This window comes from Ralstonia mannitolilytica, from assembly GCF_905397375.1.
Classification (GTDB): Bacteria; Pseudomonadota; Gammaproteobacteria; order Burkholderiales; family Burkholderiaceae; genus Ralstonia; species Ralstonia mannitolilytica.
This window is the reverse complement of record NZ_CAJPVG010000001.1, coordinates 23,286-45,726: the sequence shown is the minus strand read 5'-3', so window position 1 is coordinate 45,726 and position 22,441 is coordinate 23,286. Positions and strand designations below refer to the sequence as shown.

At 66.7% G+C, this 22,441-nt stretch carries 20 protein-coding genes; 13 read left to right on the top strand and 7 right to left on the bottom strand.

The genetic code is table 11. The features are described 5' to 3' along the window. Positions 1 to 5: 5 nt before the first annotated feature. From KHN96_RS00210 to KHN96_RS00160, 11 genes are all read left to right on the top strand, one after another. Positions 6 to 1,334 (top strand): CpaE/TadZ family protein, encoded by a 1,329-nt coding sequence (locus tag KHN96_RS00210; protein WP_115044509.1) that lies wholly within the window; start codon positions 6 to 8, stop codon positions 1,332 to 1,334. Continuing rightward, positions 1,331 to 2,704: a TadA family conjugal transfer-associated ATPase gene (locus KHN96_RS00205; RefSeq protein ID WP_045220030.1), complete on the top strand. Its 1,374-nt coding sequence runs from the start codon at positions 1,331 to 1,333 to the stop codon at positions 2,702 to 2,704. Before KHN96_RS00210 ends, KHN96_RS00205 begins: the two co-directional genes overlap by 4 nt. Beyond that, positions 2,697 to 3,620, top strand: coding sequence for a type II secretion system F family protein (locus KHN96_RS00200; protein WP_104610690.1), 924 nt, complete (start codon positions 2,697 to 2,699; stop codon positions 3,618 to 3,620). The genes KHN96_RS00205 and KHN96_RS00200 overlap by 8 nt, the downstream gene beginning before the upstream one ends. Before the next feature lie 8 nt (positions 3,621 to 3,628). Continuing rightward, entirely contained in the window at positions 3,629 to 4,627 is a 999-nt protein-coding gene (locus KHN96_RS00195) for a type II secretion system F family protein (RefSeq protein WP_045220034.1), read from the top strand. A 46-nt stretch (positions 4,628 to 4,673) separates the two neighbouring features. After that, entirely contained in the window at positions 4,674 to 5,531 is an 858-nt protein-coding gene (locus KHN96_RS00190; protein WP_104610692.1) for a tetratricopeptide repeat protein, read from the top strand. Then, positions 5,528 to 5,860, top strand: a complete 333-nt coding sequence (locus tag KHN96_RS00185; protein WP_045220038.1) for a DUF3613 domain-containing protein — start codon at positions 5,528 to 5,530, stop codon at positions 5,858 to 5,860. Before KHN96_RS00190 ends, KHN96_RS00185 begins: the two co-directional genes overlap by 4 nt. Before the next feature lie 11 nt (positions 5,861 to 5,871). Then, entirely contained in the window at positions 5,872 to 7,596 is a 1,725-nt protein-coding gene (locus KHN96_RS00180) for a TadG family pilus assembly protein (RefSeq protein WP_244855818.1), read from the top strand. 15 nt (positions 7,597 to 7,611) lie between these two features. Then, a complete protein-coding gene (locus KHN96_RS00175) occupies positions 7,612 to 9,009 on the top strand; it encodes a sigma 54-interacting transcriptional regulator (protein WP_104610693.1) in 1,398 nt (465 codons plus the stop codon). 107 nt (positions 9,010 to 9,116) lie between these two features. Beyond that, a complete protein-coding gene (locus tag KHN96_RS00170; RefSeq protein WP_045220041.1) occupies positions 9,117 to 9,902 on the top strand; it encodes a DUF2968 domain-containing protein in 786 nt (261 codons plus the stop codon). A gap of 156 nt (positions 9,903 to 10,058) precedes the next feature. Next, positions 10,059 to 13,307 (top strand): bifunctional cytochrome P450/NADPH--P450 reductase, encoded by a 3,249-nt coding sequence (locus KHN96_RS00165; protein ID WP_115044511.1) that lies wholly within the window; start codon positions 10,059 to 10,061, stop codon positions 13,305 to 13,307. 158 nt (positions 13,308 to 13,465) lie between these two features. Continuing rightward, positions 13,466 to 13,753, top strand: a complete 288-nt coding sequence (locus tag KHN96_RS00160) for a hypothetical protein (protein WP_045220043.1) — start codon at positions 13,466 to 13,468, stop codon at positions 13,751 to 13,753. A gap of 39 nt (positions 13,754 to 13,792) precedes the next feature. Here the strand turns inward: KHN96_RS00160 and KHN96_RS00155 are convergent, their stop codons facing one another. The 4 genes from KHN96_RS00155 to KHN96_RS22705 all read right to left on the bottom strand — a co-directional run bounded on the left by KHN96_RS00155 (position 13,793) and on the right by KHN96_RS22705 (position 16,603). Continuing rightward, positions 13,793 to 14,947, bottom strand: coding sequence for a Gfo/Idh/MocA family protein (locus KHN96_RS00155; RefSeq protein ID WP_104610708.1), 1,155 nt, complete (start codon positions 14,945 to 14,947; stop codon positions 13,793 to 13,795). A gap of 149 nt (positions 14,948 to 15,096) precedes the next feature. Further along, positions 15,097 to 15,441, bottom strand: coding sequence for an antibiotic biosynthesis monooxygenase family protein (locus KHN96_RS00150; protein ID WP_115044513.1), 345 nt, complete (start codon positions 15,439 to 15,441; stop codon positions 15,097 to 15,099). A 33-nt stretch (positions 15,442 to 15,474) separates the two neighbouring features. Further along, the gene (locus KHN96_RS22710; protein ID WP_244855817.1) at positions 15,475 to 16,167 is read right to left on the bottom strand and encodes a cytochrome P450; all 693 of its coding nucleotides are present in this window, start codon (positions 16,165 to 16,167) and stop codon (positions 15,475 to 15,477) included. 61 nt (positions 16,168 to 16,228) lie between these two features. After that, a complete protein-coding gene (locus tag KHN96_RS22705) occupies positions 16,229 to 16,603 on the bottom strand; it encodes a cytochrome P450 family protein (RefSeq protein WP_244855816.1) in 375 nt (124 codons plus the stop codon). A gap of 107 nt (positions 16,604 to 16,710) precedes the next feature. Between KHN96_RS22705 and KHN96_RS00140 the strand changes: the two genes are divergently transcribed. Then, positions 16,711 to 17,427 (top strand): ArsR/SmtB family transcription factor, encoded by a 717-nt coding sequence (locus KHN96_RS00140; protein WP_045220055.1) that lies wholly within the window; start codon positions 16,711 to 16,713, stop codon positions 17,425 to 17,427. 34 nt (positions 17,428 to 17,461) lie between these two features. Here the strand turns inward: KHN96_RS00140 and speG are convergent, their stop codons facing one another. The 3 genes from speG to KHN96_RS00125 are packed head-to-tail and all read right to left on the bottom strand — an operon-like array spanning position 17,462 to position 21,597. Then, positions 17,462 to 18,004, bottom strand: coding sequence for a spermidine N1-acetyltransferase (speG, locus tag KHN96_RS00135; RefSeq protein ID WP_045220057.1), 543 nt, complete (start codon positions 18,002 to 18,004; stop codon positions 17,462 to 17,464). Positions 18,005 to 18,059: 55 nt separating this feature from the next. Further along, a complete protein-coding gene (locus KHN96_RS00130; protein WP_244855814.1) occupies positions 18,060 to 18,653 on the bottom strand; it encodes a PepSY-associated TM helix domain-containing protein in 594 nt (197 codons plus the stop codon). Continuing rightward, positions 18,613 to 21,597, bottom strand: coding sequence for a Tn3 family transposase (locus KHN96_RS00125; RefSeq protein ID WP_049286361.1), 2,985 nt, complete (start codon positions 21,595 to 21,597; stop codon positions 18,613 to 18,615). Before KHN96_RS00125 ends, KHN96_RS00130 begins: the two co-directional genes overlap by 41 nt. Before the next feature lie 327 nt (positions 21,598 to 21,924). Here KHN96_RS00125 and KHN96_RS00120 point away from each other — a divergent pair, with 327 nt between their 5' ends. After that, positions 21,925 to 22,437 carry a hypothetical protein gene (locus KHN96_RS00120; RefSeq protein ID WP_017513000.1) on the top strand — a complete coding sequence of 171 codons (513 nt, stop codon included), beginning with the start codon at positions 21,925 to 21,927 and terminating at the stop codon, positions 22,435 to 22,437. Positions 22,438 to 22,441: the final 4 nt, after the last annotated feature.

Sequence of the window (22,441 nt, the reverse complement as noted above, 5' to 3'; positions counted from 1 at the left end):
CGGGCATGGATTACTTTCTCCTGCATGGCGGCACCTACGGCGCCCAGGGCGACGCGCAATCGGCAGCGGCCCACCGCTGGCTGGCGGGCGCCATCCGCGAGCTCGGCGTGCTGGTGGCGCAGACCAGCGGGCCCGACGGCTTTCTCGAGCAGATTGCCGCCGTCAATCCCGAAGTGGTGTTCGTGCGCTTCGCCTCTTCACCGGACTCCGCGGCCGCGCCCGAGCAGGACCAGAAGCTCGGCGAAGGCACCGACGCCATCAGCGAGGCCACGCAGCTGGTGGCGCAACTGACGCAGCTGTATCCGGGGCTGCCGCTTGTGGCCGTCGGCTCGGCCAGCGACGGGCGCGCGATGCTGGCCGCGTTGCGCGCAGGCGTGAAGGACTTCATCGACGTGGACGGCGCCCCGGCCGAGGCAGTGCGTGTGGTGCGCCGCCTGCTGGCCGAGCGCGCGTCCGCCGAGCCCACGAGGCGCGGGCGAGTGCTGGCCATCCTCGGGGCGCGCCCGGGCGTGGGGACGACCACACTGGCGACGAACCTCGCCACGCTCGTGCGGCGCACGTCGGCCAGCGACGTGATGCTGCTCGACCTCGGCCAGCCGCTGCGCGATGGCGCGCTGTACCTGAACGTGCATGCGCATTTCCATTTTGTTGAGGCGGTGCGCAACCTGCGCCGCTTTGACCAGGTGTTCGTGCAGACGGCGCTGTCGCGTCACCCGAGCGGGCTCGCCGTGCTGCCGCTGCCGGTTTCGCTGGCGGAGATGCGCGACATCTCGTTTTCGGAGGCGCTCGGGCTGCTGAACCGGCTGCGCACCTTCTTCGACCTGCAGGTCGTGGACCTGGGCGGCTTCAGCACCATTGATTTCATCGCGCAGCTCGTCAAGGCGGCCGATGACGTGATGCTGGTGGCCGAGCAGAGCGTGGGCGCGATCGTCTCGGCGGCGGAGCTGATGCAGGAGCTCAAGAAGCGCGAGATCGACCGCGACCACCTGCACCTGACCATCTCGAAATTCGACACACGCCTGTCGTTGGATGCGGCGCAGATTGCCGAGCGGCTGGAGATTCCCTCGGTGCTGACCGTGCCCAACCGGCGCGAGGCCCTGGTGATTGCGTCCAACCAGGGCGCGACGCTGGCCGAGAGCCACCCGGGCGATGCGTATGTGCGCGCCCTCGCGGGCATCGCGCAAACGCTGGGCTACGCCGAGCAGGGCGAACGCGCCACGGGCGTGCAGAACTGGGTGACCGGGCTCGGCGCGCGCCTGGGCAGTCGCTTCCGGCGCAAAGCGGCAGAGGCCACTGAACTGGATATCGGTACCACCGGACGGAACGCGACATGACACAACCCATCGAGTTCTCCAACCAGACGGACGCCGGCCACGGCGCGTTTGCCGTCTCGCAGGCGTTCCAGGACATCAAGGAAGCCGCGCACGAGCATCTACTCACGCGCATCGAAGAGCTCGGTGCCGAGTTCGGGCGCTGGTCGCGCACCGCCATCCAGCGCTTTGTCGATCTGGAGGTGGAGGGCTTCACCCGCGTGCGCCGCATTCCCGTCAACGAGACGGAAGTGCGCCAGATTGCAGAGGCGCTCACCAAGGAGCTGGCCGGCTTCGGCCCGATCGAGGATCTGCTTGCCGACCCGGCCGTGGAAGACATTCTCGTGAACGGGCATCTGGATGTGTACGTGTCGCGGCACGGCGTGCTCGAGCGCATTCCGGTGCGCTTTGCCGACAACAACCACCTGCTGCGCATCGTGCGCCGCATCCTCGCCCCGATCGGTCGGCGGCTCGACGAATCGAACCCGATGGTCGACGCGCGCCTGCCCGACGGCGGCCGCATCAACGTGGTCATTCCGCCGCTGGCGCTCGAAGGGCCCGTGGTGTCGATCCGCAAGTTCCGCAAGGATCCGCTCAAGCCCGATGACCTGCTCGGCCTGGGCACCATGAGCCCCGAGATCGGCGCGCTGCTGGAGGCCGCCGTGCAGGCACGCTGCAACATTCTCGTGAGCGGCGGGACGAGTTCGGGCAAGACATCGCTGCTCAATGCGATGGCGTATCACATTCCGACCTCGGAGCGCGTCATCACCATCGAAGACACGGCCGAGCTGTCGCTCAACCACCCGCACGTGGTGCGTCTGGAGAGCCGGCCCGGCGGTTTTGAGGGCACCGGCGCGGTGACGATCCGCGAATTGCTGCGCAACAGCCTGCGCATGCGCCCGGACCGCATCATCGTGGGCGAAGTGCGCGGCGGCGAAGTGCTCGAAATGCTGCAGGCCATGAGCACCGGGCACGATGGCTCGATGGGCACCATCCACGCCAGCAGCCCGCGCGAGTGCCTATACCGGCTCGAGATGCTCGCGGGCTTCGCAGGCTTCCAGGGCAGCGAAATCAGCTTGCGCCGGCAGATCACCAACGCAATCGACTTCATCGTGCAGATCGGGCGGCTGTCCAACGGCAAGCGGCGCATCCTGTCGATTACCGAAGTGACGGGACTGGGCGACAACATCATCTCCACACAGGAGCTGTACCGCTACGAGCCCTATGTCGGCCCCGACGGTGAGGAGATCGACCGCTGGACCGCGCTCGGCCTGCAGCCGCATTCGCCCAAGCTGGCGCGCCTGCGCAACGGTGGCCTGGAAGGCGGCGCGATGGGCGGCATGGGTGGCGGGATGGGGGGCGGATTCGGCGGCGGAGGCCGGTTCCATGTCTGAGGCGCTCTGGTTCGGCTGCCTGGCGCTGGCCTTCGTGGGCGGCGCGCTGATGCTGTGGTCCGAGGCTGCGCGCCGCCGCGAACGCGAGGCGTCGCGCGCGTTCGTGCGCGTGCAGACCGAGCAGATCAACGCCCGCTATCAGTCGAATGCCGAAGCCGTGCCGGCCAGCGTGCCGGATTCGCTGCACCGCGCCTGGAACGATGCGCTGCGCCGCGCAGACATCGAGCCCACCCGGCGCTTCTACATGCTGCTGATTGGGCCGGCGCTGGTGTTCGCGCTCGTTGCTTGGGCGGCATCGGGCGTACTTTCGGCCGTGATGGCGCTCGCGCTGTACGCGCTCATCGCCGTGTTCTGGTTCTGGAACCGCACGCGGCGCATCAATGAGCGGCTGTTACAGCAGCTGCCGGGATTCCTCGACGGCGTGGTAAGGCTGATGAGCATCGGCAGCGCTGTGCCGGCCGCCTTCCAGGCCGCCAGCGCCAACACCGAGCCGCCGCTGCGCAACTGCCTCGTTTCCACCACGCAGATGCAGCGGGCCGGCAAGGATCTGGATGCCGCCGTGCTGGCGGTCGGTCAGCAGTACCGCGTGACCGAACTGGTGCTGCTCGCCTCCGTGCTGCGGCTGTCGCTGCGCTATGGCGGTCGCGCCGACATCGTGATGGAGCGCACCGCGGCCTTCATGCGCGACCGGCAGCAGGCCCAGCGCGAACTGCTCGCGCTGTCGGCCGAGACGCGCCTGTCGGCCTGGATCCTGGGTCTGCTGCCCGTGGTGGTGGGCGGCCTGATCGTCATGTTCAACGCGAACTACGTGATGTCGATGTGGCGCGATCCCGTGGGTCAGATGCTGATCATGGCGGCGTTCGGGCTCGAGGTCATCGGAGGACTGGCGTTGGCGAAGCTGGCCAAGTCGGTCTAGGAGCAGGCATGGATGACGTGTTTCTCACCCTGAGCCTGACCGCGGCGGCGGCGGGGTTGCTGTTGCTGGGCGGCATCGCGGTTCGCGCCGTGCTGATGCGCCAGCGCAGCGTGCGCAAGCTTGATTCAGCGTTGTCCAATGTACGGGCGGCAGCAGCAGGCGCGGCACCCGCGCCGGCGGCCCCGGCTGTGCCGGCAGCGCCTGCCACCAAGGTACCGGCGCACGGCGTGCGCGAGGCGCGCCAACTGCAGCAGCAGATCGCCAGGGTCGGCCAGCGCTGGATCGACACGCCGCTGGGCCAGCGCATCCTCACTGAGGAAGACAGCAAGCTGCTGGAGGAATGCGGCTTTTACGGCGAACACGCGCGCACCGTGTTCGGCGGTCTGCGCATCGTGCTGCCGCCGCTACTGGCCATAGTGGGCTTCGTGCTGGCCGCAACGGGGGGCAAGGCGCTGCTCTGGGCGTTCATGGGTTTCGCCATCGGGTACCTCGCGCCCAAGTGGTACCTCAAGCATCGCTCGCAGGACCGCCGGCGGCGCGTCGACGAAGAGATGCCGGTGATGGTGGACATGCTGCGCCTGCTGCAGGGGGTGGGGCTGTCGATCGACCAGAGCCTGCAGGTCATCGCCAATGAATTTCCCGGGATGCTGCCCGTGCTGGCCGGCGAGTTTGGCCGGGCCAACCAGCAGTTCGCCTCGGGCCGCCCGCGCGAGCAGACGCTGCTGCGCATCGCCCGCCTGTTCGACAACGAAGACCTGAAGGGGCTGATCACGCTGCTCACGCAGGTGGACCGCTTTGGCGGCGCGGTGCAGGAGCCGCTGCGGCAGTTCGGCCTGCGCCTGCAGGAAAACCGCCGCGCGCGCATGAAAGAGCGCATCGGCAAGCTGACCGTCAAGATGACCGCGGTGATGGTCATGACGCTGCTGCCGGCGCTGCTCATCATCACCGCCGGCCCAGGGTTCATGGGCGTGATGCGCAGCCTGAAACACGTCGCAGGAGGAGGTTGAGGTGAGGACAATCCAGATCGCCGCACGCGCCCGGCGTGCATGGCCGATGGCGGCACTGCTGGTGCTGGCAGGCTGCGGCTCGATGGCTGCGTCGGACATGAGCCGCCGTACCGACGCCGATATCGAGATGGCCCGCCAGCGCCAGGGCGAAGAGAAGGCCGAGATCAGCAGCCCGGCCACGTATCAGGCGCTGATCCGCAAGATGCAGGAGCAGGGCCTGTATTACGCATCGCTGGCGCACATCGATGCCTATGAGCAGCGCTACGGACGCGTGCCCGAGATGCAGCTGCTGCGCGCCGATGCCCTGCGCGAGACCGACCAGGCCGCCGCGGCTGAAGCGGCTTACCGTGCCGTCATCGCCGCGACGTCGGCCATGGGCGCCGGCACGCAGGGCGCCATGTTGAATGCGGGCGCGTGGCGGGGGCTGGGCATCACCGCCGGCCGCCGCGGCAACTTTGCCGACGCCGCGCGCTTCCTGCAGGTGGCCGCGCAGGCCAATCCCACTGACGCCAGCACCGTGAGCGACTACGGCTACGCGCTGATGCGCGCCGGCGAAGTCGAGCAGGCCCGGGTGCCCCTCATGCAGGCCCAGCAGATGGCCGGATCGAGCGCGAAGATTGCCGGCAACCTCGTGATCTGGCTGACGGTGAATGACCGCAAGCAGGAAGCCGCATCGCTGGCGGCGCACGCACAGTTGAGCACGGCCGCACGCAAGGCCATCGACGACGATGCCATGCAGGTGATGCGTGCCTGGCGCGATCGGCGCATCGCCCGCGAGACTGCTCCGGCGGCACCGGTGGCCCCGCGTGCCGTGGCCACGCTGCAGCCGGCCGCTCGCCCATCCAACCATCCGCTTGCGCTGCAGCGCGGGCGCCTGCTCGACACCCTGGAGGTTGCGCAATGATCGATCGGATGCTTCTGGCCGCAGGCGTCGCGGCATGGCTTGCCGCGGGGCCGGTGGCTGCGCAGGGGTTCAGCGGCTCGGCACAGCCGGGGGCCGAGCCCGAGGCGCCCAAGGTCGGTCACCACGTGGCCGACGCGACGCGCGCATTGCTCAAGGCCCAGCGCGAGGGGACGTATGCCGGAGAACCGGCTCCGCTGCGCGGTGATGTGGCGGTGCTGGGGTATCAGCGTTATCTCGATTCATTCACCCAGCCCATGCCGGGGCTCACGCAGACGCAGTCCGGCACGCGCGCTTCCACGGTGAACTTCGTCCAGCAATCCGGCCGCTGACCGAGCGCATCGTGAACCGGCCCGCCATCCGCCCCTTGCGTATCGTCACGCTGCGCCGCATGCATGGCGCCATCAGTGTGATGACGGCCGCCTTTGTGGCCACGATCGGGCTGGCGGTGCTCGTGTCGATCGATATCGGCAACCTGTTCTATTCGCAGCGGGCGCTGCAGCGGGCGGCCGATCTGGCGGCCATGGCGGCAGCGCAGCGCCTGGATGTTCCCAATGCCGCGCAACTCGCCGTGCAGCAGAACGGGCTGACGGTGGACGGCAACAACGTCAAGCTGACGGCGGCGCCCGGCGTCTGGGATGCCACCACCGGGACCGCGCCGACCTACTTCACGGCGCAGTCGGCTGTGGACGGCAACACCAATGCGGTGCAGGTGACGGTGTCGCAGAACGTGCCGTACTTCTTCACCATCGGGCAGCGCACGCTGCAGGCGACGGCCATTGCCAAGAACACGTCCATCGTGGCGTTCTCGCTTGGCTCGGGGCTGGCGTCGCTTGACAACGGTCTGCTCAACCGGCTGCTCGGCTATCTGCTGCACACCAACCTGAATCTGGACGCGGCTTCCTACCAGGGGCTTGCCACGACGAATATCCGGCTGGGCGACCTGGCGGTGGCGCTCGGCGCGGGGTCGATGCAGGAGCTGCTCGCACTGTCGCCGAGCCTCGGGACGTTGTTCAACGCCATGGTGTCGGTGGCCTCGCAGTCGGGGCTGGCCGGGCTGTCGGTGGGCGGTGCCGGGGCCAGCAACGCGCTGTCGTTCGGCAGCGACCTCAACGTGCCGATCAACATTGGCGACGGCGGCGCATCTTCGCCGGGCCTGCTGCAGGTGCTGGCGCTGGCCGGTAACGAAAAGGCCGCGCTCGATGCCACGGTCAATGTGCTGGACCTGCTGACGACCGCCGCGCAGATTGCCAACAGCAAGTCGGCCGTGAATGTGAGCCCCGTTACGCTGAACCTCCTCGGGCTCGGCTCCGTCAAGCTGTCATTGAAGATCATCGAGCCGCCGGTCATCGCCGTCGGGCCGCCGGGCCAGTTCCTGTCGGGGCCGAATGCGGGGCAGTGGAAAACGCAGGCGCGCACGGCGCAGGTGCGGTTGGGGTTGGACGTGAATGCCAATCTGCTTCTCGCCGGCCTCGACTTGCCGATCGGCTTACAGGTTGCAGCAGCACAGGCGCACGCAAAATCGACCAGTTGCACGATCCCTCGCAAGAATTCGACCGCGACCATCTCGGTCCAGCCTCAGCCCGTGTCGTTATGCATTGCAGCGGGTGCAGCCAGCGCGGTGAATGGCGCCATGAATTGTGCAACGGCGCCGTTTGCGCCTTTGGTGGATCTGGGGCCCTTGGGAGCCGTGACCATCAAGGCCAATGTGTCGCCGACCGCCAATTCCAACTGGAGCGACGAAACGATTGCAGCAAGCCAGATCGGCTTGAATCCCCAAACGGATACGGGTGGCAAGTCTCCACCGCGCGTTGCGACGCCGGCGGTCTTCAGTTCCATCTTGAACAGCAATCTGAATCAACTTCAGCTGAACGCGACGCTTCCGCTCGTGGGCACCATTCCGCTCGGCGACGCCGGCAAGCTGATTCTTGCGCCCGTTGTGGCGGCCATCGGCCAGACACTCGACACCGTACTCTCACCTTTGCTCGGCGCCCTCGGCATCCAGCTCGGCTACGCCGACATCAAACTCCTCTCGCTCGGCTGCGACGCCGTCGAGCTCGTCTACTGACAGGGAAGCGACGACATGAAAACCGATCGCTGGGCGTACGAAGCGCTTGAGATCTTCGTCTGGGAAGGCCGCCACGACATTGCGGATCGCGTGGCACGATTCATGGCGCCGTTCGGCGCCGAGGTGATCCGTGCCGGCGGCATCGATTTCCAGCCGGCCGAGCCGCGCCTGAAGCCCAGCGTGGCGATCATCAGCGCGTCGGTGGTCGAAAGCGGCGGCTTTACCGTGCTCGACTGGCAGGCCGCGCAGGGCATGCCCGTGATCTGGGTGGCCGCCGATACGCAGCACGATCCGAGCCGTTTCCCGCCCGAATACACACACGTGCTGGGGCCGGACTTTGGCGCGACCGAGTTGCGCGCGCAGATCGGCAAGGTGCTGCCCGCGCTGTCGTCCTCGCAGGACGAGGCGCGCGACCAGAGCGATCTCGTGGCCGCATCGCCCGCCATGCAGGGGCTGCTGGAGCAGGTCGATACGTTTGCCGACTGCGACAGCAACGTCATGCTCTACGGCGAAACCGGTGCAGGCAAGGAGCGCATCGCGCGCCTGCTGCACGACAAGAACAGCGTGTACGGCAAGGGCCCGTTTGTGGCGGTCAACTGCGGCGCGATTCCCGACGGGCTGTTCGAATCGCAGTTCTTCGGCCATGCCAAGGGCGCGTTCACCGGGGCCATGTACGCGCACCGGGGTTACTTCGAGCAGGCCAACGGCGGGACGCTGTTCCTGGATGAACTCGGCGACCTGCCGCTGTATCAGCAGGTGAAGCTGCTGCGCGTGCTGGAAGACAGCGAGTGCACGCGGCTGGGCTCCACCGTGCCGGTCAAGCTGGACTTCCGCCTGGTGGCCGCCACCAACAAGAACCTGCGCGAGATGGTGGCCACCGGCAAGTTCCGGGCCGACCTGTATTTCCGCCTCGCCGTGATCGAGCTGCGCATCCCGAGCCTGGAACAGCGCGGCGCGGAAGACAAGGTCGCGCTGCTGCTGTCTTTCCTGCGGCACCTGCTGGGCGACAAGGTGTACGACAGCATGCCCCCGGTGCCCGAGTGGGTGCGGGCGTCCGTCGGCCGCGCCTACTTTGCGGGCAACGTGCGCGAGCTGCGCAACCTCGCCGAGCGCATCGGCATCACCCTGCGCCAGTTCGGCCGCTGGGACGAAGCGCGCATCCTGCCGCTGTTTGCCGGCCTGCAGCGCGACGCCTTCGAGCGGGAGGCCGGCAATGGCTCCTACGGGGAGCGGAGCAACGGCGGCAATGGCGGCGAAGAAGAGCGCCGCCGCATCCTTGCCGCGCTGGATGCCAACAACTGGCGCCGCCAGGACACCGCCGCCACGCTCGGCATCAGCCGCAAGGTGCTGTGGGAAAAGATGCGCAAATACCAGATTGCCGACGGCGAAACCGAGCTGCGCGAGCTGGAGTGACGCCAAACAACACCCCCACGGCCCTGGGGCGGGCCCGCGTGCCACTCGGGCGGCGGATCGCGTATAGTTTTCGGCTGCAACACCTGCGCAGAATCCACAGTGTCGAGATGAGAACAACAAAACAGTCAGGGAAAGCGCCGCAACAGGCGTTCCAGAGGGGATTGGCCGTTGCCGCCGCGGTGGCGATCATGGGCGGCACAGCCGCCTGCACATCGGCCGTGGCACAGAGCCCGGCTGCACCGCCCACCGCCATTGCACCGATTGCCGGCACGCCCGTGCCTGCATTGACAGCCACGGTGGGCCAGCCGGCCGCGCCGGCGGCCGCCAGTGCACCGGCCGCGTCGAACGGCAAGGCCCCGGCTGAAGCGTCGGCCGCCGGCGGTGCCGTGCACGAGTTGCAGCAGCGCATGCAGGCCCGCGAGCTGTCGGAGCTGCGCACGACCTACAACGGTGCCTATGGCGCGAGCCTGCTGTTTGCCCAGAGCGACCTGACGTACTACGTGACGCTGTTTCAGCAGAAAGACCTCTGGCGCGTCGTCAAGACCACCAACGAGGCCTTTGCGGAGCGCCTGTACAACGACTTCGCCAAGCAGACGCGTGCCATGGCCGACCTGGAGCTGCAGCGGATCCGTCTCGAGGCCCAGAAGGAGCGCGCCGAACGCCAGATCGCCGCGCAGGAAGAACGGCTGCGCGGCCTGCGCACCGATCTCGACATCCAGCGCCAGCAGCAGGCCCAGGCACTGGAGCGCCAGAAGGTCGCCCGCACCGAGGCCGATGCGCTGGACGCCGAACGCCGCGCCGCGCGCGCCCGTGTCGAGGCGTTGCAGCGCCAGATTCGCGAGCTGGAGGCGCAGGTCAATGCGCCGTTCAATTCGCAGCAGCGGCGTCGCTGAGCGCGACTGCATGAAACGCGACATCGGGCGGCCCACGGGTCGCCCGATGCACTTTTAGGGGGCGATTTCCAAACACGGCGACAGTGTTTGCCGTCGCTCGCAAGCGGCGCGTACATTGGCTAGGGCTCCTAACCCCATTCCCGCCGTCGACCACGCATGCGCTCTGCCTCCGAGTTGCCCGCCAACGTGTCGGCCATGGTTGACCCCAAGGCCGAGCCCATCCCGCAGCCCAAGGGGCTGCCCTGGCTGGGCAATCTGCTGCAACTGCCCAAGGACCGCCTTGCCCAGACGCTGCTGGAAACCAGCCGGCACTTTCCGCAAGGGCTCTACCAGCTCGACTTTGCCGGCCGCCGCGTGCCCTTCGTCTACGCCGCCGACCTGGTGGCCGAGCTCAGTGACGAAACGCGCTTTCGCAAGCTGATCGGCCCGCCGCTGTCGTTCCTGCGTGCCGGGGCTGGCGACGGGCTCTTCACCGCACACCACGACGAGCCCAACTGGGGCAAGGCGCACCGCATCCTGCTGCCGGCATTCAGCCAGCGCGCGATGAAGGGCTACTTTGACGTGATGCTCGAGGTGGCCAACGCACTGGCTGATAAATGGGCGCGCCAGGGCCCCGAGGCGGACATCGCCGTGGCCGACGACATGACGCGGCTCACGCTCGACACCATCTCGCTGGCGGGCTTCGGATACCGCTTCGACTCGTTCAATACGCCGGAGCTGCATCCGTTCCTGGCGGCGATGGTGGGCGTGCTGTCCGAAGCCATGGGCAAGCTCACGCGCCTGCCGCTCAAAGACCGGTTCATGCGCGAGCATCATCGCCGCTTTGCGCAGGACGTGGCTGCCATGCACGCGCTGGTGGACGAGGTCATCCGCGCGCGTCGCCATGCGCCGGACGGTGCCGCCGCCGCGAGCGACCTGCTGGGTCTGATGCTCAACGCCCGCGACCCGGTGACCGACGAGCCGCTGGACGACACGAACATCCGCTTCCAGGTCATCACGTTCCTGATCGCTGGGCACGAAACGACCAGCGGCCTGCTCACCTTCGCGCTGTACATGCTGCTGCGCAATCCGGCCGTGCTGGCGCAGGCGTATGCCGAAGTCGACCGCGTGCTGCCTGGCGACACGGTGCCGCAGTATGCGCATCTGGCGCGGCTCGACGTGCTCGAGCGCGTGCTCAAGGAAACGCTGCGCCTGTGGCCCACCGCCCCGAGTTTTGCCGTGGCGCCGTATGAAGACACGCGCATCGGCGGCCGCTACGTCATCCGCAAGGACCAACGCGTGGTGACGCTGCTGCTGGGGCTGCATCGCGACCCTGCGGTATGGGCGCGTCCTGAAGTGTTCGACATCGACCGCTTCTTGCCTGAGAACGAGGCCCGCCTGCACCCGCACGCATACAAGCCGTTCGGCAACGGCGAGCGTGCCTGCATCGGCCGCCAGTTTGCGCTGACCGAAGCAAAGCTGGCGCTCGCGGTGATCCTGCAGCGCTTCGCGTTGTCCGACCCCTACGATTACGGCTTCCGGATCAAGGAGACGTTGACCCTCAAGCCAGACGGCTTCCGCCTGCGTGCGCGGCGGCGCAATGCGCACGAGCGGCTGTCGGTGGCGATGCCCGCGCGCGTCGATGCTGCCAAGCAGCCCGATGCCGAGGCCGCGCTGGCCGGCGGCGGTGAACCGATGCATGTGCTGTACGGCGGCAGCCTCGGTACATGCCAGGACATTGCCGAGCAGCTTGCCGCCACGGCGTCGCGCGCGGGCTTTGATGCCAAGGTCGCGCCGCTGGACACGATTGCCGATGCGCTGCCGCAGCACGGCACGCTCATCGTCGTGGCCGCGACGTATAACGGCCGGGCGCCGGACAGCGCCCGCACCCTCGAAGCCAGGCTCGACGCGAGCGGCGCGCGCGTGCCGCAGGCCAGCGCATTGCGCTACGCCGTGCTGGGCTGCGGCAACTCGCAATGGCCTGCGTTCCAGGCGTTTCCGAAGCGGGTGGAAGCCATGCTGGCGGCATCCGGCGCGCAAGCCATCGTGCCGCGCGGCGAGGCCGACGGCAACGCCGGTTTCGATGCCGCGGTCGAGGCGTGGATACGCGGCCTATGGAGCGCACTCGGTGCCCGACAGGCGCACGCAGAGGGTGCGTCCGTCAGCGTCCGGTATGTCGCACCGGACGCCGTTCGCGCGGCCACACTGCCGCCCACGGCACGACCTGTGACAGTGCTCGGCAACGATGAACTGGTCAGCGACCCGACGGGCCTGTGGGATTTCACGCAGGAAGCGCCTCGCGGCCCCACGCGGCACATCACCGTGCGCCTGCCGGACGGCCAGACCTATGCCACGGGCGATCACCTCGCCATCTACCCGCGCAATGCCGATGACCGCGTCGATGCCGCCATCGCGCGACTCGGCCTGGAGGCCGATGCACTGGTCACGCTCACCGCGCGCCATGCGCATGTCCGGCATCTGCCGCTGGAGCAGCCCGTGTCGGTGCGCCAGCTGCTGCGCGACTTCGTCGAGCTGCAGGACACCGCCACGGTGCGCGATATCGCAGCGCTGCACGCGGCCACGCGCTGTCCGGTCACGCGCGGGCAGCTTGCCGTGTGGCTCGAGGGCGATGAGGCGGCGCGGCGCTTCGATCAGGACGTGCAGGCCGCGCACGTGAGCGTGCTCGATTTGCTGATCCGCTTTCCGGCGATCGAGCTGTCGCTGGAGGCGTTCCTGGCCCGGCTTGGCGCAATGCGGCCACGGTTCTATTCGATCGCTTCGTCGGCGCGTGTGTCGCCGCAGGTGGTGTCATTGACGGTCGGCATGGTGTCGGGCCCGGCGTGGTCCGGTGCGGGCATGTATCGCGGCACGGCCTCCAACTATCTGATGCAGCTGCGGCCCGGTGCGGAGATCGCCGCCGCCGTGCGCACGCCCAACCCGCCGTTCGCCCCCGAGGCGGATGCGAGCACGCCGATGGTGCTGATCGGCGCCGGCACGGGCATCGCGCCGTTTCGCGGCTTTCTCGAAGAGCGCGCCGCCCGGCAGGCCGCAGGGCACGCTGTGGCGACGTCGCTGCTGTGCTTCGGCTGCCGCCATCCCGAGCACGACTTCCTGTACCGCGACACGCTGCGTGCTTGGCAGGACGCAGGCGTGGTGCGCGTCTTTCCCGCATATTCGTGCGTGCCCGGTCATCCGCATCGCTTCGTACAGCATGCACTGTGGGATGCGCGTGACGCCGTGTGGGCGGCATTCGATGCCGGGGCCGCGCTGTACGTCTGCGGCGACGGGCGGGCCATGGCGCCGGCCGTGCGCGACACGCTCATCCGCATGCATCAGGCGCGCCATGGCAGCGATCTTGCAACGGCATCCGATTGGCTCGCGGCGCAGATGCAGGCCGGACGGTATCGGCAAGACGTCTTCAACTGATGCGCCTGATGGTGTCGCGCTGCCGCATCACCGCGCCGGGCGTGGGCGGGCGCGGCAAGGGCCCATGTTACGATTCGCCACTCGGAGCACAGCGCTTTTGGCTTGGCGACGCACAGTCTGACGCGTCCGGCGCAGCGGCTCCGCGAGGAGAAATGACAATGCGACGCCGAATCAAAGCGTCCTGGATGGCGATCTTGGTCTTTACCCTGCTGGGTATCGGCTACTTGTGGATGTACCGTTTCGAGCCGCTGCTCTCGGGCGAGGCCGGCAGCGATGTGTTCGTGTGGGACCGCTGGACCCACCGCGTCTGCGCGCTGACCGACAGCGGCGAGGCCACGGAACTGCGCTGCGACAACGCCATGGAAACCGACGGCTCCGGCAGCAACAACTCCGACGTTTCCACGCGCCTGCGCATGCGCGACGCCATGCAGCGCATCAAGCTGTAACCCCCACGCCCGCTGTTCGTTGCGGGCGTTTTCTTTTCCTTATCCTTTGCTCGGCTCGGCCGCATCCACGAGTTCCGGTGCCGGAACGGGCGGCAGCTTGCGCACCTGCGACGCCTCCATGCGGCGCTGGCGCTGGAAAGGCCCCAGGTTTTGCGGCTGGCCCGATTCCAGCGCACGCTCGATGGCGGCGAGCACGCGCACGTCTGCCAGGCCTTCCTCGCCGTTGGGTTCGGGCTCGCGGTTGTTCAGAATGCAATCGGAGAAGTACTGCAGCTCGCCGCCAAACTGGTCGGTCGATTCGAACACCTGTTCCTGCGTGCTGCCGTCGAGCGTCAGGTGGTGCCGCAAGCCCACGCCAAACGTGAAGCCGGGTGAGACCTCCAGATCGCCCTTGGTGCCGAGAATCCGGTACTGGTCGATGTTCGCGCCGCTGTAGCAGACCACGAACTGCGCGATGCGGTGGTCGGCAAAGCGCAGCGTCACGCTGACGGTGTCGTCGAAGTTGAAGGGAAGGTCGGGGTCGCGCACACCGCAGGCCGAGACTTCAACCGGCTCCTCGCCAAAAAGGTTGCGTACCGCGTTGATGGGGTAGACGCCCATGTCCGACACCGGCCCGGCCCAGTAGCCGTGGCTCGCGCGATGGTTGGACGGCGCGACGGACTGGCTGAACATGGCCGAGAATGCGCGGATGCGCCCCAGCTTGCCCGAGCGCACCAGCTCGATGGCGGCCAGCGTGGCGGGCTCGAAGTGCAGGCGATACGCGATCATCAGCTTGGCATTGCCGCTGCGGGCCGCGTCGATCATCGCTTCGCAATCGGCCTCGCTCGTGGCCATGGGCTTCTCGAGCAGGACGTGGATGCCGCGCTGCAAGGCGGGCAGCGCGTATTGCCGGTGCATGTCGTTGGGCAGGGCGAGGTAGATGGCGTCCACCTCGCCGGCGCTGAGCAGTTGCTCGTAGTCGGCATAGCCGTGCACGTGCTTGATGCCGTAGCGCCTGGCCAGCGCGGTGGCCTTGGCCGAGTCGCCCGTGACCAGCGCGGTGACGACGGAGTTGCCGCTTTGCGCCACGCCAGGCAGGAAAGCGGCCTGCGAAATCCAGCCGGCGCCGACCACGGCATACCGCACCGGGCTCTGCACGGTCCGTGGTGGAGCGACTTGCGGTTCACGCTCAGCCTCGTGAAAAGGGGTAGACATGACAATTCCTTTGCAATCGTTGCGCATGCAGGCGAGCGGCCCCTGCGATACGGCAGCAGGGCGCGCAGCGGCATGCTGTCTCTGAAACGACGTAGCAAAGTCGATGCCCGGCAAGGGCAAATGGCGTCACATCGCCCGCGGGAGCCTGCTCAGGTGTGCGCCGCGCGGCTGTCTGTGGGCGCCTCGTCGCGTTCGGTCATGCCGTAGTCGCGCACCACGTGGGCGATGCGCAGGCGGTAGTCGGCAAAGGCGCGCTCGCGGCCGGCGTGCTGGGCCTGACGGTGTTGCTCGAGGTTGCGCCACGCACGGACGGCCTCTTCATCGCGAAAGAACGACAGCGACAGCATCTTGTCGGGGTTCGCAATGCTCTGGAAGCGCTCCACCGAGATGAAGCCGTCCACCTGCTCCAGCAGCGGCTTCAGATGCGCGGCAAGGTTCAGGTAAGCATCACGCTGGCCCGGCGCAGGTACGACTTCAAAGATGACGGCGATCATGGCGAGTCCTTTGTTGGAGGAGTGATCCGCATCTCAGGCGCTGAACACCGGGATGCGGGCGTTGGGCGAGGCGCGATAGGTCACCTCGCCGAGATTGCCAAGCCACCGATCGATGCCCGGCAGGCCGAGCAGGTGCCGCACCGTTTCGCGCGCGATGATGGTGGCCAGCGTTTCGGCGGGGCAGCGGTGTACGCCGGCGCCGAACGTCCACAGGCGCGGTGCGGGGCGGTCGATATCGAAACGCAGCGGCGCCGGGTTCACGGCGGCGTCCACGTTGGCGGCGGCCAGCAGCACGAGAATCCGTTGGCCGGCCTGCACGTGCTGGCCCAGCAACTGGACGTCGCGCTGGACAAAGCGGCGCGTGTTCTGCACCGGTGCGTCGTGACGCAGCACTTCCCGCACGAACGGTTCAACGGCACCGGGCTGGGCGCGCAGCCGTGTGCGCAAGGCCGCATGGCGCGACAGCGCGACGATGCAGTTGCCGAGCAGCCCCGCGCAGGCGTCATAGGTCTGCGCAAGCAGGGCAGCGAGGTTGTCGACCTCGGCATCATCATTGCCGGCAACGAGCGGCGAGCCTTCGAAGCGGCCATGCAGGCGCCGGACGGCCGCGTCGGCCTGGGCGACAGAAGCGGCATCTGGGGCAGGGCCCAGTGCTGCGAGATAGGCAGCGATGTCGGCGTGGCATGCCGGCGCATCGGCAGCATCGCCGAGCAGAGTCTGCGCCATCGTGGCCAGCGGCACGCGAAAGTGCGCGTCCCGAGCCAGGGCGGCATCGAGCTGCGCCGTATCAGGCAGCGCGGCATAGGCCTGGCGGCGCGCGCGCTGCCAGTGCCGAGGTGTCCAGCTTGCCGAGCGCGGCCATCACGATGGCCTTGCGCATGCCGTGCTCGGGGCCGTCGATCTGGCGCACGAGCCGGCCGAAGAATGCGCCTGCGGGCGAGGCAGCCACCGCGTTTGGCACGGGTTCATCGGCGGGCCGTACGCGGCAGGCATCGCTGCCGAGCACGGTGTCCACCGCCTTGGCGCTGGCGGCGACCCACCAGCCCAGCGCGGCATCGAAGAAGAATGCACGCGTGGCGGCAAGCTGCGCGTAATAGGGCGCGGGATCGGCATGCGTGACGGCTTGCAGCGCGTCGATGGGTGGGGCGATGGCAATGTCCATGGCGAGGCAGCGTGCAGTCGGACAGCAGGGGCGGGAGTAAGATGGCTCCCATTGTCTGAACCGGCCGCGTGCCTGTCACGCGCCAACAGTTTGGTCTGCATCGAACCATGACCGCATCGTCCACCGCCGCATTGGCGGCCACGCAACCCGATATCGGCCGGCTAGCGGCCACCATCGGTGACCCGACCCGCATCCGCATGCTGCTGTTGTTGATGGAGGGCCGCTCGCTGACCGCCAAGGAACTCGCCTACGGAGCCGGCGTGGAACCCGCGACGGCCAGTGCGCACCTGAGGCGGCTGGAGGCGGACGCGCTCATCACGTCCCTCGCGAGCGGGCGCTACAAGTACTTCGGGCTGCGCTCGCCTGCCGTGGCAGAGCTGATCGAATCGCTGCTGGTCGTGGCGCCGGAAAAGCCGGCCGACCCACGCCGCTCGACCGTCCCCGAGAACCTGCGTGCCGCACGGCTGTGCTACGACCATCTGGCGGGAGAACTGGGTACGGACGTGTCTGCGCGGCTGCTCGCGCGCGGCTGGATCGTGCAGCAAGACGACACCCATGCCGAATACGACGTCACGCCGGCTGGAGCGCACGCATTTGCCGCCATCGGCATCGACGTGGCTGCACTGCGCGCGGGGCGCCGTCGCCTTGCTTACGGTTGCATGGACTGGAGCGAGCGCCGGCCGCATCTGGCCGGTGCACTCGGAGCCGCTGTGGCCGAGCGCTGCATTGCGCTGGGTTGGCTCGCGCGCCAGAAGCATTCGCGCGCGCTTGCAGTGACCGAGGCTGGGCAGCGCGAGCTGCCAGCCTGGCTGACGACGGCCTAGCCCCTCGGCCAGGCCGCCGTGGTGTGGGCGGGCGTCAGTTGCGCGCAGCCTGCGAGGCCACGTAGTCGCGCTGGAATGCGCACATGCGCAGCGCGTTGTGATACACGCCGTTGCTGAAGAACTCTTCGACGAGTTCGCCCTCGCGGTGAAAGCCGCATTTCTCGTAGATGTGGATCGCCTTTTCGTTCTTCACGTCCACCACGAGATACAGCTTGTGCAGGTTCAGCACCATGAAGGCGTAGTCGATGGCCAGGCGCGTTGCCGTGGAGGCATAACCGCGGCCCTGCCAGCCCGGCGCGATGATGATCTGGAATTCGCCGCGGCGGTGGATGTAGTTCAGTTCCATCAGCTCGACCAGCCCGACCGCCTCGCCGGCATCGTTTTCGCAGATGAAGCGGCGCTCGCGCTGGTCGTGCACGTGGCGGTCGTACAGTTGCGAGAGTTCGGTGAAGGTTTCGTACGGCTCTTCGAACCAGTAACGCATGATCTTTGCGTCGTTGTTGAGCTCGTGTACGAAGCGCAGGTCATTGCGCTCCAGCGGGCGCAGGCAAAGGTTGCGGGATTTCTCGATCACCATGGTCTTGTCCTTGTTGTGTTGAGGCGCTTGGCATCGCGTCTACGCCCCTACGTTGTCAGCAAGGACGTGTCGCTGCAGATGCCTGTCTGCGCTGCGGTTGGGCGCGTCGGCGCCGATCCAGATAGAGCCACCACCCCGTTGCCGCAAACACCGGCAGCATCAATGCTCCGATGCACACTAGCACGATGCCGATCGGCCCGAAGTAGCGTCCATTATGGAGCGGCAACATGCCCGCCCGCAGGCGTTGCATCGGCGGCTTGTCGGCGAAGGATTCGTTGCGGATGACGGCGCCGGTGCCGGCGTCTAGCGTCAAGCGGTTGAAGGCCCGGTCATGCGGAGCATCGGCGGGCAGCCAGTTGATATCGACCTTGCCGCTGCGAGCATCGTCGATACGCAGGGTGGCGGTTCCATAGTTCGACGCGTTGGCAAGGAAAGCGTTCCACGTGCGCTCAATTGCCGCAGTTTCGAGCGGCTGTCGCGGGCCTTCCATCGGTTTCGCCTTGACCGTGACGGGCATGCCGGCCAGGTGCTGCAACGCGTCGCGGTACCAGTCATACGTCCAATACAGAGGGTCGGCCGGGATTCGTAAAATTTCCGCCAGAATGAGTCTAAGCGGCTGATTTGAAAGAGAAATCGATCGTCGGATCAAGCGGCGGCACCTTCTTGTGCAGGTCCATCAAGTAATCGCCGAACCGGTTGATGTGGTCCTTCCGGTAAGGCGACAGCACCTTCAGCACTTCGGCGTCGATCGGCAACCCCTTCTCCTGAAGCTCCTTGAGCTTGCGCGACATCCACTGCACGTTGTACAGGATGACCATGTTGGCCACGAGTTGGTTGTACTTGATGACCTTGCGCTGCTCGTGCCGGATGTTCTCGGCGATGACGCCCTCTCCCCCGAACATCAGCCACTGCGCGTAGTCGTTGAACTGCTCGCTCTTGTTGGTGGCCGCATGGATGGCCCGTCGCATGTCGGGGTTGCTGATGTACTTCAGCAGGAACATCGTACGGATGACGCGGCCCAACTCTCGGAAAGCGAAGTACAGCTTGTTCTTGCGGCTCTCGGAGCCGAGGCGCCGGAGGATCGTCGACGGCGTCATACGGCCGACCTTAATCGAGATGGCCACGCGCAGCATGTCCGGGAAATGCCGCTCGATCAGTGCCCAGTCGATGGTGCCCCGGAACAGCGAATCGATGTTTTTGTAGCGCCGGCGCCGGTCGGCCTTGTAGAACACCAGATCCTTGATGTTTCGGATGCGCGGCATCAGGTTGATCCCCAGTAGATGTGCCAAGCCGAACACCGGCCCGCTCTGCGCCTGCGTGTCGCCATGGACGGTGTCGGGCTGCACGCTGGAGGCATTCTTGAGCAACCCATCCAGGATGTAGACGGCCTCGTGCACGCCGCAGGGAATGAAGTGGCTGAACAGCGCGATGTACATGTCGGAGACATGGTAGTAACCGATGCCGCCATAGCCACCGTACCGGATGTGATATTCCGACAGCAGGTTCTGCTCGTAGAGGTTCCACTTCGTGCCGTCGGCCGACACCCGCTTGCCGGAACCCCAGAACTTCGGCAAAGCGAACCGGTTGTAGGCATTGATGACCTGCACGATGGCTTTGTCCAGGCGCTCCTCGGTGACGTGTCGCAGATTCAGCCAGGCGACCTGCTTGCGGCTCAGGTTCTTCACCGAGCGCGCGGTCTGGCTCGGTCCGAGATTGCAGCCATAACAGAACAGCGTTGTGATGAACCGCTTGCGCGGATCGTCGATCTTGGCTTCGAACCCCGACAGCGGACCGAACAGCTTGTGCAAGTCGAGCCACCGCTCGGTCTCGATCAGGATGTCCAGAATGCTCACCGGTGGCATCGACGCGGTGATGGCCTGATCGATCAGCAGCTTGTTGGGCGGATCGGGATCTTTCTCCAGCCGATGCAGGATGAGCCCCTGTTCGCTGATCTCCACATGGTCGTTGGCAGGGAACTCAGAGTCCACCGCGTCAGCGAGCGTACCCAATTCTTCTTTCAACGCCTGGACGAATGCCTTGCCGTCGACCGGGAAATTGACCAGCTCGCTGTAGCGCGGTAGTTCCGCCCGGAACTCCTCCCACGACACCTGGTGCACACGTGGATCGTCGTACTGGTCACTGTTCTCCACATAGATGTCACCCGATTTCAACTCCCGCATGATTTGGCTGAATACGCACAGCTCGAAGTACTTGCGGTGCATCAGCCGGCCGCTCTTGCCATTCGGGAAAATCGGCTTCTCCCACTTGTCCGGTATCCAGCCCAGCGGTAGGTTGGCCGCGTCACGGTCGCTGAGCATCAGGTATTCGCGGTGCGAGGTCCTGTAGCTGCGCATCCAGTCCAGCGCTCGCAGGAGCGCATCGTCTTGCGAGCTGGCCCTGAGCGATAGCAGATCGAGGCACTGGAACAGCAGCGCCCGCAGGTTCCGATACGGACGCAGCATGAAGGGAAACGTATGGTTTCCCGCGTAGGCGATGTGTTCATTGCAGCGGGTCAGTACCCCATCGGGATCGCCGCCCAGCGCCGCGCGCATCTTCGCGACACGGGCTTCCGCCGGCAGCGTGTCGTCCTGCAGCACACCGAGCACGTCTCGAAACTGACCGACCAGGGCCTCAAGCTGGTCCGCGTGCGCTAATTGGTACTGCTGCAGGCGCAATTCGGCCGTATGTTCCAGGTTGCGCACCGTCTTGATGAAGATCTCGGCCACGTCGTCCAGTGCTTTTTGCAACTGCGCAAGGATGAACAGGACAGCCAACGCATAGCGCTTGGTGGGCTTGAGCGACCGCATTTCCTGGACATCCAGGGCGCGCGCTTCCGTGACCAACTGCGTGCACTTTGGCGCGGTGAGGATCTCCGGTGCCACCGGCATGCCATCAGCCAAGACACGCAGCGCCTCGATGTGCTTGAGGAACCCGGCGATCTCCCGTGGCGCGGGCCGCTTGGGTTCCCGTTTGACCTGATCCCAGCCGGTGCGCCCGCCACGGTTGTCGAAGAGCGCATCGATTCTGACGATCAGGTCGGGCCCCAGCGCCTCGACGATCGTGCGGTAGATGGTTTCGTTGACCTGACTGCGGGCGTGGGCAGCGATCCTGGTCAGCGCGGCCAGCGGCGGCAATTCATAGCGGTGCCGGATCAGCTCCTCGATCAGGACGTTGATGATGTCAGGCAGTTCCGTTTTGATGCGCGCCGCGTGCGCGGCCACATCGGCAAGCCACGCGTGTGTCTGCGCGTCCGTGGTGCGAATGCCGATAAAGTCGCGCAGGAGCTTTTGGTGGCGGGATTTGCTTCCTGAACGGTCGTATCGTGCCAGCACGCTGCGCAGCAGTGGGCGGATGCGCAGCACCGAACACACGTGATGCACGATGGCCGTCGGAACGCCCGAAACTGGCGGGCAGTAGCCCAGCCGCTGGTACAGCTTGAGCTGGACGAGGATCAGCGCGCGCGTGGGCGCTTGCCGATACTGGTCGGCAACAAAGCGGATTTCGGCCGGGCTCGGGGTGAACACCGTGGCCAGTTCCGTTTCCCCCAGTTCGGCCGGCAGCATTGGGTAGGCCGTGTCATGGATCTGCTGCATCGTCTCAACCGCCGAGAATGTTTGCGTCTTGAGTCTCGTCACGCCAGGCTACGCATCATAAGGGCTGACCGGTGCGATATCGGCCCCGCCTCGGGCTGAAAACCGTGTCAGCGCGCATGCAAGCAATGCCAGCATCGGGTCTGGTGGACAGTTCTTTTTAAGTCTGATTTCGATATTTTTCAGCGATAACGGGCCACAGCCGCTCTACCATCCCGGGTTTTGGTCAACCCGTGCTGGTCGTCGATGAGGTCAATCAGGTCACCCCGCAAAGCCCGCGGAACCCGACCGCCCACTGTCTGGGAGCAAGGCCGATGGATCAAGGCCGGCTTGCCGCGCGATGGGTGGATTCGCGTCGCTGCCGACGAGGGCGACGCCGGTGTCGGCACGTGTGACCGATGCCGTGGCGTGTTCACGGGGCCGGTGCACGTATTACGTCATCACAACTACCACGGCGTGCTGCGCGTCGACGAAGACTGTTCCCGCGAGTTGCGGGTGAAACCGCAACAGAGCGAGCCGAAGCCGCCGCCGCGCAGCCGGGCGACCAAGCGCCTCTTATGGCTGACCCGCGCATGGAAGCGCGGCGGCAGTTTCGATGGCCCCATGTCGCTTCCGGCCGATGGCTATGTGACCACGGTGTGGCGGCAGGAGAACGGATGGCGTTACGAAATTCGCCCCATCCGGCAAACCGAAATCTGTCGGGCAGAAACGGGCTATGCCTCTGATGAGGCTGCGCGCCTAGCAGCGTTCGATGCCATTACCGAACTTCTCGAAAACAAATCCCCCCGCCCAGATCCTGCGCGCGTGCAGCCGCCGGTGGATGGTTGGACATTGCACCTGTAACGGG

Coding starts and splice junctions, on each gene's coding strand:
- KHN96_RS00125 (WP_049286361.1), bottom strand. CDS start 21,597: ATGCAGCAGATCCATGACACGGCCTACCCAATGCTGCCGGCCGAACTG.
- KHN96_RS00155 (WP_104610708.1), bottom strand. CDS start 14,947: ATGTCTACCCCTTTTCACGAGGCTGAGCGTGAACCGCAAGTCGCTCCA.
- KHN96_RS00185 (WP_045220038.1), top strand. CDS start 5,528: ATGATCGATCGGATGCTTCTGGCCGCAGGCGTCGCGGCATGGCTTGCC.
- KHN96_RS00195 (WP_045220034.1), top strand. CDS start 3,629: ATGGATGACGTGTTTCTCACCCTGAGCCTGACCGCGGCGGCGGCGGGG.
- KHN96_RS00160 (WP_045220043.1), top strand. CDS start 13,466: ATGCGACGCCGAATCAAAGCGTCCTGGATGGCGATCTTGGTCTTTACC.
- KHN96_RS00190 (WP_104610692.1), top strand. CDS start 4,674: ATGGCGGCACTGCTGGTGCTGGCAGGCTGCGGCTCGATGGCTGCGTCG.
- KHN96_RS00205 (WP_045220030.1), top strand. CDS start 1,331: ATGACACAACCCATCGAGTTCTCCAACCAGACGGACGCCGGCCACGGC.
- KHN96_RS00140 (WP_045220055.1), top strand. CDS start 16,711: ATGACCGCATCGTCCACCGCCGCATTGGCGGCCACGCAACCCGATATC.
- KHN96_RS22705 (WP_244855816.1), bottom strand. CDS start 16,603: ATGGACATTGCCATCGCCCCACCCATCGACGCGCTGCAAGCCGTCACG.
- KHN96_RS22710 (WP_244855817.1), bottom strand. CDS start 16,167: ATGGCGCAGACTCTGCTCGGCGATGCTGCCGATGCGCCGGCATGCCAC.
- KHN96_RS00210 (WP_115044509.1), top strand. CDS start 6: ATGGATTACTTTCTCCTGCATGGCGGCACCTACGGCGCCCAGGGCGAC.
- KHN96_RS00165 (WP_115044511.1), top strand. CDS start 10,059: ATGCGCTCTGCCTCCGAGTTGCCCGCCAACGTGTCGGCCATGGTTGAC.
- KHN96_RS00200 (WP_104610690.1), top strand. CDS start 2,697: ATGTCTGAGGCGCTCTGGTTCGGCTGCCTGGCGCTGGCCTTCGTGGGC.
- KHN96_RS00150 (WP_115044513.1), bottom strand. CDS start 15,441: ATGATCGCCGTCATCTTTGAAGTCGTACCTGCGCCGGGCCAGCGTGAT.
- KHN96_RS00175 (WP_104610693.1), top strand. CDS start 7,612: ATGAAAACCGATCGCTGGGCGTACGAAGCGCTTGAGATCTTCGTCTGG.
- speG (WP_045220057.1), bottom strand. CDS start 18,004: ATGGTGATCGAGAAATCCCGCAACCTTTGCCTGCGCCCGCTGGAGCGC.
- KHN96_RS00170 (WP_045220041.1), top strand. CDS start 9,117: ATGAGAACAACAAAACAGTCAGGGAAAGCGCCGCAACAGGCGTTCCAG.